The organism is Bacillus mycoides, assembly GCF_000832605.1.
Lineage (GTDB): Bacteria > Bacillota > Bacilli > Bacillales > Bacillaceae_G > Bacillus_A > Bacillus_A mycoides.
Window position 1 is genome coordinate 182,148 of the sequence record NZ_CP009691.1, and the last position, 14,098, is coordinate 196,245.

Consider the following 14,098-nt stretch of genomic DNA (forward strand, 5'->3'; position numbering starts at 1 on the left):
AATCAATAAGTCATGAGCTAACGAGCTCATGACTTTTTATATGCTATATCACAAATAATCTGGGAACACTTTACAGCCCTTTTCTTGCTCCATATCATGTCCAAAGAAAATAATCGGATTTTCTTTCCTAACAACATCTTTTAAACGTTTTATTGAAGATAAAGCTAAATCCGAATCAAATCCAGCAAACGGTACTTCATCTTCAAAGTTTTCTTTCGTATATGATGCATCAATAGTTAGCAACACTGGACCTGATTTTTCCGTCTCAATTAATAATGACTGATGCCCTGGCGTATGTCCCGGTGTATATATTAATTGCACACCTGGCACTACTTCATAATCCCCTTCAATGATTTTATAGTTTAAATTCGGCAATATACATTCTTTCAAATATTCCTCTCTGTGGAGTGCTACCTCATATTCAGCACGCTGTACAATAATTGGTGTATTTGTAAAAACGCCATTTCCTCCTGCATGATCAAAATGCAAGTGAGAACTAATGATATAAAGAAGATCTTCTGGCTCATATCCGGCACGCTTTAAAATATTTGCGATCCTATCGTTCTCATTCATTTTAGGTAAAACTTGTCCTTCAACAAATGTACCTTTAAAAAGATTCTCATTATTAAGAGCACTTTCTGGCATACCTGTATCTACTAAAATAAGTCCCTCTTCTGTCTCCAAAAGATAACACCAAACAGGTAAGTTTAGTAGTTTACCCGGTGTAAGTGTACTATTAACTGAAGAATGATCCAACATACAACGACCTGCTGGGAGGAAATAAAGCTTCTTTACTGTCATTATGTATCCACCTTTACAAATAATTTAGGATAAAACAATACACTATAATATTTCGCTTATTAGAAATAAACTCCTTCTCACCTTTCATTATTTCAATCATTATTTTTTCAATTGTTCACAACTTTTCATTACAAATTCAGTGATATTGGAAAGCCTATGCAGGAATTCAGTCCGCCTTTAGGCATAGGATAAAAGTGTCAACTTTCCGTAGAAAAGTTAACGTCAAGTAACTCCAAAATATACAATAAAGGTTGATTTTAGAGTTACTTTTCCACATTGGAATATCTTGTCTTATTCCCCTTTTTCGGTGGATGGGCAAAAACACCCTAATTCTAGAAATTCATCAGTTTCCATAAAACCAAACTTCTTATACACTGGTCTACCCATTTTTGAAGCCCCAAGCCATATTTGTGAGATACCTGAAATCTTAACTTCATCAACTAATTTAGTTAACAGCTTTGTTGCGATTCCTTGCCCACGATAATTTTCATTAGTATACATATTTGTGATATAAGCCTTTTTTCCAGTCTTATTGGTGTAACAAGGTGGAAATTCATAAAAAATTACTGCACCACAAGCTATAGTTTCTTCATTATCTTCCACTAGCCATTGAATTAAAGTACCTTCACTTAGTTTATTTTTAAAGAAAGCATATAGTTCTCTACCAATATCTATATTAGGTTCTATCCCCTCATCAACTAATTGCTTTTTTCTTAACTCGACCAATTTATCAATATCATCGATATTTGCTTTGCGATATTTCAACTTTTCACAACTCCTTTATAAAATTACAACTGACCAGCCCCATAGCATAATTCTCATCATTTTACCATTGATTCTTATTAAACTAAACTGCCATTAAGTTATTTGGGGTATTTGCTTGATAGCCATATGTATACTACCACGAATAGAACGATACCTTTTATATATTTTGTTTCGTAATATTAACCCCATATTCCCTATAAAAATCTAAAATTACAGATGCATTCATACCCAAATCTAATAAATTTTCCGGAAAGTAAATTTTAGAATCCGGAACCACAATATCAGATGTTTGTAAAATGTTCTCTGCTTGGACAGCTGCTCCTAAAGCAGTAAGATGTGTCTGTCCTAACGGATCTGATATATTCACACATCGTCTATGCAATACACCAGTAGCATCATAACCTTTAAGGTGAATAACTATGTTATGTGCACTTCCCCTTCCGGGTTTATAGAGAATATTTTTCCGTAAATCGGTAAATTTTTCTCCGCTAATCATTTTCCAAATCCCTGTATTCACCAGAGAAACCAGTCCATATGTAGATATTTTACTATCAAAAGCAATACGAAAGTTAGCCGAAACAGCATGAATTGATTCTGGCAGGGTTACGTGATCAGGAGTATCCAAACGATAACATTTGGTTATATAACCGTTGGGAAAGCGGACTTTGATTGGATCAGTCATTGGATAAGCCTGTCGCATTCCCTCTCGAGCTTTGACTTCAAATGGAATCGTTAACCGGTCCATATATGCTGTTGAATTTGGTCCTGCTTTGTCTTGAAGAGAATATAGTGCGTTGATATCAACCGTAACCTCTTGAAGATCTTTTGAATACATTTTAGCAAAAAGGGCTGCTGTCCCTCCCATCCACCCTGAAGCGAATACAACAGGGGATTGGACCTCAACATTTTTTAATCGATCAATAGAACTCTTAAAACGTTCAGTCCAACGAGTAATGTCAACCAATGGAATTTTTTTTCGAACTGCAGATAGAAGTAGTCTATCTTGCGGGTCATTAACCGCATTAACAACTAATGTGAAATTATCATCCAAATTTCTTAAAGGATCATCTGTTGTGTTGTCTACAGTGACTATTTTTACTCTCTCTGATTCAAAAGGTAACGCTTTCCCTAAGGTTCTTCCTCCTAATCTAATTTCCAAATCAGGATGTCGATCATGTAAAATTTGAGCAATTTGACTACCAACAACACCATACCCACCAACAATTAATACTGTTTTCTTATTCATCTGAAACCTCCATTTTAATTAGTATGAGATTATAAGTTTAAATGATTAAAAACTTAAACCTTTTAACGTAATGTCACTAAAAAAAGGGACAAAAAGTGTCCCTAAACTATAAATGAGTACCTAATTCTTACATTCATCTTCAACTAAAGAAACAAGTTCTTTTAAAAGATTTATTGTTTCATTAAATTCAAGACAATAATACATTTCAGTGCCTTTTTTCTGAACTCGAAGTAACCCTGATTGTTTCAATATTTTCAAATGATGAGATACAGTAGGTCTTGACATGGGAATATGCTCCGCAATTTGCGTCACATTCAAGCTATCTTTATCAATTAAAAGCGATACAATTTGCTGACGAGTTGGATCTCCCAACCCTTGGAAACATGGTCTTAAATTTTCTAAAATATGCATTACTTTATCATTACAGTTCATTTCGCTAACATTACCTTCCGTTTAAGAATTTAATCATTTGAACGTATTATAAATTACATTGCTATCTAATGCAATAAAGAAGTAGCACCAACTTTAATTATAAATATTGAAAGTTTCATAAACAGCCATTTTCAATTTTCCAGATTTGTAAGAATGTCAGTTCTTTTTTCTGTAACAATTGCCAAATTCATTCCAGCTACAACCAGGACAAACCCACGAAATTTACGAAGCTTATATCGGATTGTATCAAAAGCTTCCAACTCAAGTGATCCTGCTTCGCCTGTTTATCTTCCTACAGAAAAACGGGCGAAAGTGCCACTGTTATGAGAAAAAGAAAGTCTTTAATATTTTAGATGTTGTCTATAATTGTACTAAGTGTCACAAGAAAACAGGATAGCAATAAATAAAATGGCCTAACTTCTCATAAATGACTGTTGTAGTGATATAAAATTTTCGTTATGGGGGTAATTTTAAATATTAACTTGATAGCTATGTGGCGGGACCCCATCACCATCAAGTTAATTAATTTATTGCTCCATAAAATTTTCTTTATGGAGTTACTTTGAAATCCTAGGTCGATGGGCATTTGTTTTTCTTAGCTTGATAGCGGTGTGGTAGGATCCCTTGTTAATCAGCCTGATTACAAGCAGTATCTAATGTCTGAGCAACACCTTTCCCTCCTCTTCCCCTTCTAGTTTTACTCCCTGGAACAGAATAATTAACACTATCCCCCACTTCAGCTACTGCATATCCTTTTTTTTGTAGCTTCTTTAATATGGATTTTATAGCTTTTCATCATTTACACTCTCCATTTAATTCATTTCTAATTAAGCTGCCTTTTTATTAGGAAGTAAAACCCTGGGATCATCTTTGCATGTAATCGTAGGGGATATCCCCATAGGATTACACATCTCTCCACCCCTTCTCCAACCACTAGAATTAATATTTCCTATTATTTAAATACGATTTTGTCCAATTTTTCTTCTGATAGGAAATACTTTTCTTGTACATTTTTTTCGAGAATGTCTAATAATAGCATCCTTTAACGAATTCCCCGAAAGAATTCTCCTTCCTCAAGCGTGTGAAGGGCGTAGCCCAACGGTAGGTGGGAGATGAATTTCGGTTTGGCATAGCCAAAAACTTTTGATAAACTAGCTATATGAAGTTCTTTGATAACTTGATATATGAGGTTGCAGGAAGAAAATAGAGTGCGAAAAACAAGCCATTCGGTTCCTGCGTAAAATATCAACCGTACCAAAAGAGCGTCCAAGCGTTGGACATCTAGGGATGGAACACCCCGAAGTAACGCTCAGGGAGACGAAAGGTTGCTTTCATCGTGGAACTGAGAAACTCCCACTTCAAGCCTTGCTAAGTGGCGAGTAGTTCACAGGAATAACTTATTGCCACACAACAGTGCCCTAGTCTATCCTTCAATTCAGATGTTCTTTTCCTTTTTAGTATAAAAATACCCCTTTAGATAACCACCTAAAGGGATAGAGCATCGTATCTTTTTTATAAACATCGCGACTTTATTTTAAAGCCATAGTTAACTCTGCCTTCTTGTTATAATCTACTTTTGCGAATTCTCGATCACTATATCCTTTTAAAGACCAAGCAAATTGATTTCCGTCTAATAGTTCATTAATAGGTTCTGTTGAATTGGAATCCCCTTGAACAGTTTTAATTAATAAATCTATGCATCTATAAGTCAATGGAGCCTTATCTTTTAGCTCTTGCTTAGATGATTCGCTAAAATAATAATATGTAAAACATTCCGCAAAATATTCTTCCTTATTTTCGTAATATTTATCCGGGAAAATTTTCTGTCTCTCTTGACTGAAAGGAACATCAAACAAATCAGTATGACTTATATTAAAAAAAACCACTCGATCAATTGCATGCGCTATTTCATGAAGTTCTAAATTAATGGAACCATGCCCCTTTCCTCTTTCACTAAAACCTATTCTAGCCATTACAGGTTTTCCACCAATATCAGATCCCACACCTGGTACATCATCCCAGGTCAATTGTTTTCCTTCGGCATTGGTTTGCCCTTCCCATCCTCGTGGAATTAATCCTTTTAGGTCCCTGTATTCGTCAGACTCAGTGATAGGATAATTAACAAGTTTTACATATGTTCCGTCTGCCACTAATTTATCAAGTATGCCGCTTTTTATTTTTTTTATTCTATCAACCATATGTTGTGCCTCTTGATATTCTTCCACATTATTTCCTCTTATATCAATATGAATAAGCCTTTCATTTTTAGTCTGTTGTTCTTTTATAAACTCAAGGTTGTTTAAAGTTTCGGCTGCAAGGGGATGGTTTGTAAGGGAAATAGACAGAATAAATATCAATAATATCAAAATTGTATTTTTTTTCATATAAATCCTCCCGTTATATGATTTTTAATAACCCTTTGATTAAATAGGGATATTTCAAAAACAAAATTGATAGTGATTGAAGAAATAAGCATTCCTTTTAAAAGCCTCATTTCATGATTCCAATAATTCTGGGTTAATTTTATTTTTCATACTGGCTTGCCTTTTTATATTGTATGTATTGAAGGTCTTTTAAATGAAAACAACCTAAATCTCGGATACATAAATCATTTGCTGTTACAGTTGGGACACACAGAGAGCCGTAAGTGCGATCATGTTGTTTACCTGGACCTGTATGAATATGTAGGAACTGTCCACCTGGATAAACCGATGAAAATACATCTGGGAGTTGAAATGCAGTTGAATCTAAAATACGAGTTTGCTTGAAAACAGAAGTGTATGGAGAAGAAATCGGCATAGATGCGGCCAATTTTTTGCTTAGTAGTTCGGCTAGTAGGGGGTGTAAAAGTAGGACGGCCGCCTTATTAAACCGTTGATTCAGTCCCTCAGGACTTGATGAGTGCTTCGATTGATGCGACTTACTTTAAAAACGGACTCAAGTTCATTTAGTGAATAATTACCATCCTCCCATTCTTTCAATATGTTAAATTTATCCTCCGCAGAGTAAACTTTTTTAGACATTAACAAAACTCTCCTTCAAGCAAACAGATTTTTATTTTTTATCTGTCTACCTAAAGGAGAGCATATCAGTTTAGAAAGAATAACGTTTTCTTGGTACTTAGGGGTATTGTTGATGGGCATGTATGGTGCTCCTATCAGTATATCCAAGTTTGATAAACCATTTTTATATGTTTCAAAGTTTTTACATCAGAACCCATATTAGTTTAGCTTTTTTTTGCACCTATAACTTGGACATCATCAAATAATACATTAGATGTTCCATTTGACGTTAGAATCCCAACATGAGTGTTTGCTAAATCCCTACTTGTATTGAACTACCCCCACTTTCACTTCGTTTAGAAGTGGGGGATTCCTAAGTAAAGAGTTCTATCGAACTCTAATTTATTAGGCTATCTCCGCAGTCCTTGCGGTTAGAAGCCTTATCGCTTCATTCTTTAGATTGATACTTGCGTTAATATCCCTATCATGATGTGTACTACAAGAAGGGCATTCCCATTTACGTAGGTTTAGATTTTTAACGTCTTTGTTTTGATATCCACAACAAGAACATAATTGGCTTGAAGCAAATGTTTTGGATACGACAATGACTTGTTTGCCGTACCATTTTGCTTTATATTCCAACATGGTTCGAAACTGTGACCATGATACCTCACTAATTGCTTTTGCTAACTTATGATTTTTTAACATATTCGATACTTGCAAATCTTCTATACCGATAACATCGTGGTTTTTGATGATTTCAGTTGAGATTTTGTCCAAGTAATCTTTTCTAGAATTCATTATATATTCATGAATTCTAGCTACCTTAATTCTTTGTTTATTCCAGCGAGAAGATCCTTTCATTCTTCTAGAAAGAACACGCTGTACTTTTGCCAACTTCTCTTCTAACGATCGAAAAAACTTCGGGTTTTTATAGGTTGTTCCATCTGACAAAATCGCGAAGTCTTTTAGCCCTACATCCATTCCAATGTAAGAAAGTGTTTTCGGGAGTTCTTGCACTTCTGTTTCCACTAACAATGACACAAAGTATCTACCAGAAGGGTTCCTTCTAACCGTAGCATTTAAAATACGTCCCTTTACTTCACGACTTTTGGCAAATCGAACAAGACCTAGTTTTGGCAATTTCATTTTGTTGCCTACAACAGCAATGTTTTCATTTGTTTGTTTTGTGGTATAAGATTGTACGTTGTTCTTCTTAGATTTGAAACACGGGGAGCTGTTTTGTTTTTTGAAAAAGCGTGTATAAGCATCCGCAAGGTTGCGAACAGACGACTGAATCGCAATACTATCCACTTCTTTTAGCCAAACAAACTCTTTCTTCATGGCAGGGAGTTTGGCAGAGCATGTACCATATGTCAAACCTTTTCCTGTTTCCTTGTATGCATTATCCCATAGAGATAGGAAATGATTGAATACAAAACGAGAACAACCAATCGTTTTATTGATTAGAGTTGCTTGTGCTTTATTTGGATATATACGAAATTTATATGCTTTATTGATAATCATAAGTTTCACCTCCATTTCGATATATATCTATTATATACCGAACGTACATTCGAAATATAGTAAAATGATCATGACAATTTGTCAAGTAACACTTTACTACCTGTCGAACAATTAAGATGGCTCTTGCCATCCCTTGTCCGAAGCCAATTCATCTCCCACCTACTCACTAGGCTGTGGCCCTTCACGTTCCTTGAGGAAGGAGTCTTCTTGGCTAAAATGATAAAGTTTGATTCAAAACATATTAATAAGTTGTTTGTATTAAAAGAGAACCCTTCATATTTTGAAAAAAGATTGATTAAAAATAGAATTACTCTTGTGAACTAATACACAATTTTTATAAAAAAGTTTGATTGAAATTCATCATAAATCCTGCTACAACAACATTTCTTTTAAAATGTATTCTTTAAAACGGTTAAACTTTTTCAAAACGGTACGACTTTATTTCAAATCCACACTTAGAAATTGTTTTTTAATTTTCAACACCTTATATACCGTCTTAGTGCTTGTATTTTAAAAATAGACTATAAAAAATGCACCTCTAATTGTCAATTATGTGACTAACAATTAGGGTGCATTTTTTGATCAAATTAGTTAGTTTTTTCAAAACCTATAACTTTGATTAGAGAAAAGATGAATTGTGTTGATATAAACTTTTTTACACTCAAAATGATGAGTCAATTTCAAAACAAACTGGTACGAAGCCTATATAGGCTTCGTATTAAAGCCATCTTATTATAAGATTAAATAGGCTTTGGTACAAAATTCGGATTTAAGTTGATTGCTCTATATAAAAATACAGCCATTTCTGCTCTTGAAACATTCGCTCCTGAATTGAAATTTTTATTTCCTGTACCACTTGCAATCCCATTGCTATATAAAGCTTTTACATATTCATTCGCCCAATGATCTTTCATATCATTGAATTCATAATTAGCTTTGATTTTCAAGTTAAATGCTTTAGTTAACACTACTGCAATTTCAGCCCTTGTCGCAGTGTTTTTTGGATTAAATGTCTTTTCCCCATTTACTGAAAAAATACCGCTCTTCGTTAAGGACAAAATTTCTTTTTTAAATGGGCTATCATTTATATCTGTAAAAGGATTATCACTTGTATCCGGCAGTGATAAAGATTTATATAAGACGGCTGCTAATTGTTCACGTGTAAGATTATCATTTGCTCCAAAGTAACCATTCCCATATCCATTTATAATTTTATTTCCTGCCATATATGATATTTGGTCATACCCCCAATGACTTTCTGGAACATCTAAAAATACATTAGGAACTTTAATGCCATTTTCATTAAAATAATACCATTTATTATCTACGTCTTTCCAATCTGTAACCATAGTACCATTTTCGTTAAAATAATATACTTGTCTCTTAATAGTTTGTAAGCCTGTTTGCATAACACCATCTTCATTAAAGTAGTATTTGTATCCATTAATAGATTGTAGGCCTTTAACCAGAGGGCCCTCTTTATCACGATAATACCAGTTTCCATCTTTTTGAAACCATTTAACCCAAGGATATTTCTCACTAACTTCTTTTATATTAAAATATTATATTTTTAAAAACAAATAACATCCAGGCTAACTAAAAAAGATAGATGTAAGTTAATATACTACTTTTACATTTTTATATAATTCTAGTTTTTTTATTAGTCCAAACATTTCATATTGTTACCACATACAATATAAAATGTTTGAATTGTATTATATTAATCAACACTTAAAGTTAGGAGGGCTTAATATGGCAGAATGCAAAGGTTTAGCTTGTTTTTTATTCTCTTCGTGGCCAACAGGAACGGTTGTTACAATTACCACTAAATCAGGACAAATTATTGGACCTGCTACTTTTTCATTGTTCTTTCCGACTATTTGTGCGGTTGTATTAGTTGAAGAAGATGTGATAACCCCCTCTTCTACCAATACCATATTCATAAGTTGTGAAGATATAGAAAGTGTTACTTTAACCACCCCTTAAGATGCTTCAGGTGGTTAAAGTTCAATCCATAGTTAAGACATTCTAATGAATGTCTTAACTATGGATAATCTAATCAAAATGCTCCAAAATGTATTATTCCATTGTATCTATCATTTCAATAAGTTGCTTTAAACTGAATTTTTTCCCTTCTAAAGGTTACTTGTCTACACATCCCTCTACATACTTTCATATGATATAGTATATTGTTTAAAGGAGGGATAAATTTGTTCTTATGTAATTTATTTCGTTGTTCAGGTGGAGTATGTAGTATTTTTAAAAATTTACAACCAGGCGAAGTCGTTACTGTGACTGGTAAATCTGGAAATATTATTGGACCTGCTATTTTTACAAATTTTAACCCTAATACTTGTATCGTCACATTAGAAGAGGAAAATTCAGTTACTCCTCCTACTACAAGTATTACTAAGATCAGTTGTAAAGAAATAGAAAGTGTTACATTTATCTCATAATATATTTTAAACCTAAAGCAGGGATTGAAATATGAAACTCTTATACATTACTTCCGGTTACTCAAAAATCTATCAATATCTAGATCAAAGCATACAGAGAACACTTATCGATCAAAATTTCGAATGGTTAGCAGTACAGCCGAGTGAATTAATAGAGCAATTGGATTTCATTACAACAACGTTTCATCCTGATATTGTTTTCACCTTATTAGGTAATCATCTACCACAAAAAGCAATTCAATATTTTAAAAAAAGGAACATTAAATTAGCTGTCTGGTTAACAGAGGACCCATTTTATATAGATACCTCTCTTCTTCTATTAAAGAACTTTGATTTTATATTTACTATTGATAGTGAAGCACTTAAATATTATTCAGGTTTAGGATATACCAATGTATACCACTTACCATTAGCAACTAATATAGATGTATTTAAGCCTGGTCTAAGAAATTCGAAATATAAAAGTGAAATATTGTTCATTGGATATCCTTATCCAACCCGAGTAAAATTGATGCAGTTTCTTTTGGAAAAAACCCCTTATCACTATACCGTTATTGGTCAACACTGGAGAAATAAGTTAATTAAAAAATGGAAAAATCACCGGAGAATTAAAATTATAGAAGAATGGATTCCACCTCAAGAAGTTGCACTCTATTATAATAACGCTAGTCTTATATTAAACCCTCATCGTAGTCATCTATTTTCACAGAATAAAAATAAAAATAAAGTAAAAAATAATACCATTAATAATCGTACGTTTGATATTGCAGCTTGCCAAGGCTTTCAAATTATTGAAGAAAAATCTGACCTTTCATCTTTCTTCAATAAAGATGAAATTATATCCTATAATAGCTTTGAGGACTGTTTAAATAAAGTATCTTTTCATTTGAATGATACGATTTCGAAAAGATTAATGGTCGAAAAAATTCATACAAAAGTTATTACACAGCATACTTTTCATGAGAGAATCCATTTTATTACGACTATTTTACAATCACAACTTTATTAGGTTATTAAATTAAAAATATCTTTTTTCTATAATCATTCTGAATAAATTAAAATGCCTTTTCATTAAATTGAAAAGGCATTTTAATTTATTCAACGAATTCCTAGTAGTATCTAATTGTACCCTATCAAATAAGATCCCACGAAACAGGCGTTCCTTTTTCAATGTCCTTATTCGCTTTCTTTCCGATAATTTTGGATAGGTGTTTTGGTAATAAGCCATTACCTGGTCTAATAGCTTTAATATTTTCTATCGTGAAAGCCTCTCCCGCTTTTATGTTTTCTACAACATATAATGACCTTCTAAATTTTAAAGAATCTTTTTCTAAATCAGTAGGGCCATAATATACTTTACCCAAAGATTCCCATGCTTTTTCAGTTTCGCTTACTAATAATTTAAATTCAGCAGGTTCCATTGAAAAATCAGCGTCAACTCCTCCATCCGATCTCGAAAGCGTTAAATGCTTCTCTATTACTGTGGCTCCCAAGGCGACACTCGCTACAGATACTCCTACACCAAGTGTATGATCAGACAAACCTACTTCACATTTAAATAACTCCTTCATATGAGGTATCGTAGCTATATTTGTAGATTTCGGAGATGCAGGATACGTACTTGTACATTTTAATAGAATTAATTCTTTACATCCCTCTTCTCTCGCAGCTCTTACTGTTTCATCTAATTCAGCAATAGAAGCCATACCTGTCGAAATGATTATTGGTTTTCCTGTCGTTGCTACTTTACGTATGAGGGGAATATCAGTATTTTCAAAAGATGCGATTTTATAACAAGAAACATTCAATGTTTCTAGAAAATCTACAGCAGTTTCATCAAATGGAGTACTAAATGGTATCATTCCTAATTCTATACAGCGATCAAAAATGGGTTTATGCCACTCCCATGGTGTATATGCTTCTTTATATAAATGATAAAGTGTTTTACCTTTCCATAAGCTTTTCGTATCCTGAATTAAAAAATCACCATTTTCTATATTTAAAGTCATTGTATCTGGTGTATATGTTTGAATTTTAAATCCTTGTGCTCCAGCCTCTGCTGCTGCCTCTACAATTTGCAAGGCTCTATCTAATGATTGATTATGATTCCCTGACATTTCTGCAATAATAAATGGTGGCGAGCTATTGCCAATCTCTCTACCCCCGATATATAAATTACTCATATTTTTCACCTTCAATTTCTTTTTTTATAGCTTCTTTCCTTTCCATCCATTGTTCATAAAAAAGGGTCATTGTAATAACGTCGATAAATTCATTATCCCTGAAAATATGGTTCACATGTCTTCCATCTTCCTGGAAGCCGAGTTTCTGATGAAAGTTTAAACTAATACGATTTGATTCTAATATTTCTGCACATACTTTTTGTATGCCATTTGTTTCAAAAATATAGTCTAATGCTACTATACCTAATACAGTTCCAGCACGCCTTACACTCTGTTTGTCTCCTATATAAAATCCCCAATTACAAGTTCGATCTATTTTATTTATTTTTGTAAAATTAACAAATCCAATTGGCTTTTCTTTATATATTAGTAATCTTGCAATCATTGTTTCATCATATTTTAGTTTTTCAAACCATTTATAGTGTTCGTCTATTGTTATTTTATGATCTTCGTACATAACAGAACGAATTTCTTCTGTATTCCTCCACTTTAAAATAAGATTTAAATCTTTCTTTTCTATACATTTCAAATGGAATTTTTCAATGTTTAACATACTATCCTCCTAAAATAATTTTTGTTATTTCATCCGAATTACTGGCACACTTTATGGCAAGAGCTTTATTAGACATTTCTCTCACTTTATCTGAATCTGTTAAAAGTTTGTTTAGACATTTCGTAATGGTTTCATCTGAAACACTTTCAGCTGTACCGATATTCCATGTAGCTCCGGCCTCCGCAACGGCTTTGGTTACTTCTATTTGATTTTGTGCAGTTGTAATTGTTATAGAAGGTAATCCAAGAAAACAGCGCTCCCATGTTGTTGTGCCCCCAGCTCCTATCCCTAAATCCGCTCGTATCATAAACTCTTCAATATTCTCTATTTGACAATAAAATGAAGCGTTTGAAATGCTCTTGCAATAATTTTGAATATCTTTCTTATGAGGATTTTGGCTTCCTACCACTACATCTATTTTTAAAGTATCACTATTAATATTTTGTATAGCTCTTAACGTTTTTAATGTCTCATTCGTTACATCGTGCCCACCAAAAAATATAAAAATATGTTCAACCGCACCCGTTCTTTTTCGTAAAAATTTCTTAGCAGAATGGAACTCTGGCCGTAATATGGCATATTTAGGTCCTAATTTTATTAAAGAGTGCTCTGGTATTAATTCTTTATAGCGTTCATTAAGACTTTCGTATAGATTTTGATCTAATAACAATTCACAATCATGTACTCGATCTGCAAGATCGTCAATTACCATAATCTTTTTTACAGTTTTTTTAAAAACAGTCTCCCACTTTTTATCTAACCCATAATGATCAACTATTAACCAATCAAATTGGGGGAGTTGAGACAAAATGTCATTGGTTTGTTGTGCATCAACAAACCAATGACATTTTAGCCAATTCAAATAACTCCCATATACTGTACTTGAGAATTCAGTATTTTCATCATTTGTATCTAATAAAAATACGTGGAATCCTTTACTTAAAATATATCGCTGAAGATCACCTTGTAGCTTACGACAAATGAAATAAATTTGAGCACCTTTATTCTGTAACTCCTGAGCCAATGTTAAACAACGCATAATATGACCCGTCCCTATTTCAATAGATGCATCAGCACGAAAGACAATTTTTTTCTCAAGCAAGTTACTCCCTCCTCGTTAAAAGTACTACAAT

General features: G+C 33.2%; 12 protein-coding genes and 3 pseudogenes. 3 read left to right on the forward strand and 12 right to left on the reverse strand.

Annotated features, from left to right (window positions below):
* Positions 1-48: 48 nt before the first annotated feature.
* From aiiA to BG05_RS00985, 9 genes and pseudogenes are all read right to left on the reverse strand, one after another.
* Entirely contained in the window at positions 49-801 is a 753-nt protein-coding gene (gene aiiA, locus BG05_RS00945; RefSeq protein ID WP_003193532.1) for a quorum-quenching N-acyl homoserine lactonase AiiA, read from the reverse strand.
* 291 nt (positions 802-1,092) lie between these two features.
* A complete protein-coding gene (locus BG05_RS00950; protein ID WP_003193530.1) occupies positions 1,093-1,566 on the reverse strand; it encodes a GNAT family N-acetyltransferase in 474 nt (157 codons plus the stop codon).
* Positions 1,567-1,723: 157 nt separating this feature from the next.
* On the reverse strand, positions 1,724-2,812 hold the full coding sequence (locus BG05_RS00955; RefSeq protein WP_016127787.1) for a saccharopine dehydrogenase NADP-binding domain-containing protein: 1,089 nt from the start codon (positions 2,810-2,812) through the stop codon (positions 1,724-1,726).
* A gap of 120 nt (positions 2,813-2,932) precedes the next feature.
* On the reverse strand, positions 2,933-3,244 hold the full coding sequence (locus BG05_RS00960; protein ID WP_000995770.1) for an ArsR/SmtB family transcription factor: 312 nt from the start codon (positions 3,242-3,244) through the stop codon (positions 2,933-2,935).
* Between the two features lie 633 nt (positions 3,245-3,877).
* A pseudogene (locus BG05_RS31375) lies at positions 3,878-4,040 on the reverse strand (DNA cytosine methyltransferase); the annotation flags it as partial.
* A gap of 754 nt (positions 4,041-4,794) precedes the next feature.
* Positions 4,795-5,628, reverse strand: a pseudogene (locus tag BG05_RS00970) (anthrax toxin lethal factor-related metalloendopeptidase); the annotation flags it as partial.
* Between the two features lie 157 nt (positions 5,629-5,785).
* Positions 5,786-6,139, reverse strand: a pseudogene (locus BG05_RS00975) (IS4 family transposase); the annotation flags it as partial.
* 512 nt (positions 6,140-6,651) lie between these two features.
* On the reverse strand, positions 6,652-7,773 hold the full coding sequence (gene tnpB, locus BG05_RS00980; RefSeq protein ID WP_041867962.1) for an IS200/IS605 family element RNA-guided endonuclease TnpB: 1,122 nt from the start codon (positions 7,771-7,773) through the stop codon (positions 6,652-6,654).
* A 740-nt stretch (positions 7,774-8,513) separates the two neighbouring features.
* Entirely contained in the window at positions 8,514-9,326 is an 813-nt protein-coding gene (locus BG05_RS00985) for an S-layer homology domain-containing protein (RefSeq protein WP_407465368.1), read from the reverse strand.
* Between the two features lie 199 nt (positions 9,327-9,525).
* Between BG05_RS00985 and BG05_RS00990 the strand changes: the two genes are divergently transcribed.
* The 3 genes from BG05_RS00990 (at position 9,526) to BG05_RS01000 (ending at position 11,238) form a co-directional block, all read left to right on the forward strand.
* On the forward strand, positions 9,526-9,759 hold the full coding sequence (locus BG05_RS00990; RefSeq protein WP_016127790.1) for a hypothetical protein: 234 nt from the start codon (positions 9,526-9,528) through the stop codon (positions 9,757-9,759).
* A 224-nt stretch (positions 9,760-9,983) separates the two neighbouring features.
* Complete coding sequence (locus BG05_RS00995; RefSeq protein WP_002169373.1) at positions 9,984-10,229, forward strand: hypothetical protein; 246 nt, start codon at positions 9,984-9,986, stop codon at positions 10,227-10,229.
* 31 nt (positions 10,230-10,260) lie between these two features.
* Positions 10,261-11,238 (forward strand): CgeB family protein, encoded by a 978-nt coding sequence (locus BG05_RS01000; RefSeq protein ID WP_003193071.1) that lies wholly within the window; start codon positions 10,261-10,263, stop codon positions 11,236-11,238.
* 124 nt (positions 11,239-11,362) lie between these two features.
* Here BG05_RS01000 and pseI read toward each other — a convergent pair whose 3' ends face one another.
* The 3 genes from pseI to pseG are packed head-to-tail and all read right to left on the reverse strand — an operon-like array spanning position 11,363 to position 14,067.
* A complete protein-coding gene (gene pseI / locus BG05_RS01005) occupies positions 11,363-12,412 on the reverse strand; it encodes a pseudaminic acid synthase (protein WP_016127791.1) in 1,050 nt (349 codons plus the stop codon).
* The gene (gene pseH / locus BG05_RS01010; protein ID WP_003193069.1) at positions 12,405-12,965 is read right to left on the reverse strand and encodes a UDP-4-amino-4,6-dideoxy-N-acetyl-beta-L-altrosamine N-acetyltransferase; all 561 of its coding nucleotides are present in this window, start codon (positions 12,963-12,965) and stop codon (positions 12,405-12,407) included. Before pseH ends, pseI begins: the two co-directional genes overlap by 8 nt.
* 1 nt (position 12,966) lies before the next feature.
* A complete protein-coding gene (gene pseG, locus BG05_RS01015; protein WP_003193067.1) occupies positions 12,967-14,067 on the reverse strand; it encodes a UDP-2,4-diacetamido-2,4,6-trideoxy-beta-L-altropyranose hydrolase in 1,101 nt (366 codons plus the stop codon).
* Positions 14,068-14,098 lie beyond the last annotated feature (31 nt).

Excerpts from the sequence above, each read along its gene's own strand:
- pseH (WP_003193069.1), bottom strand. The coding sequence starts at position 12,965 with ATGTTAAACATTGAAAAATTCCATTTGAAATGTATAGAAAAGAAAGAT.
- BG05_RS01000 (WP_003193071.1), top strand. The coding sequence starts at position 10,261 with ATGAAACTCTTATACATTACTTCCGGTTACTCAAAAATCTATCAATAT.
- tnpB (WP_041867962.1), bottom strand. The coding sequence starts at position 7,773 with ATGATTATCAATAAAGCATATAAATTTCGTATATATCCAAATAAAGCA.
- pseI (WP_016127791.1), bottom strand. The coding sequence starts at position 12,412 with ATGAGTAATTTATATATCGGGGGTAGAGAGATTGGCAATAGCTCGCCA.
- BG05_RS00955 (WP_016127787.1), bottom strand. The coding sequence starts at position 2,812 with ATGAATAAGAAAACAGTATTAATTGTTGGTGGGTATGGTGTTGTTGGT.
- BG05_RS00990 (WP_016127790.1), top strand. The coding sequence starts at position 9,526 with ATGGCAGAATGCAAAGGTTTAGCTTGTTTTTTATTCTCTTCGTGGCCA.
- BG05_RS00960 (WP_000995770.1), bottom strand. The coding sequence starts at position 3,244 with ATGAACTGTAATGATAAAGTAATGCATATTTTAGAAAATTTAAGACCA.
- aiiA (WP_003193532.1), bottom strand. The coding sequence starts at position 801 with ATGACAGTAAAGAAGCTTTATTTCCTCCCAGCAGGTCGTTGTATGTTG.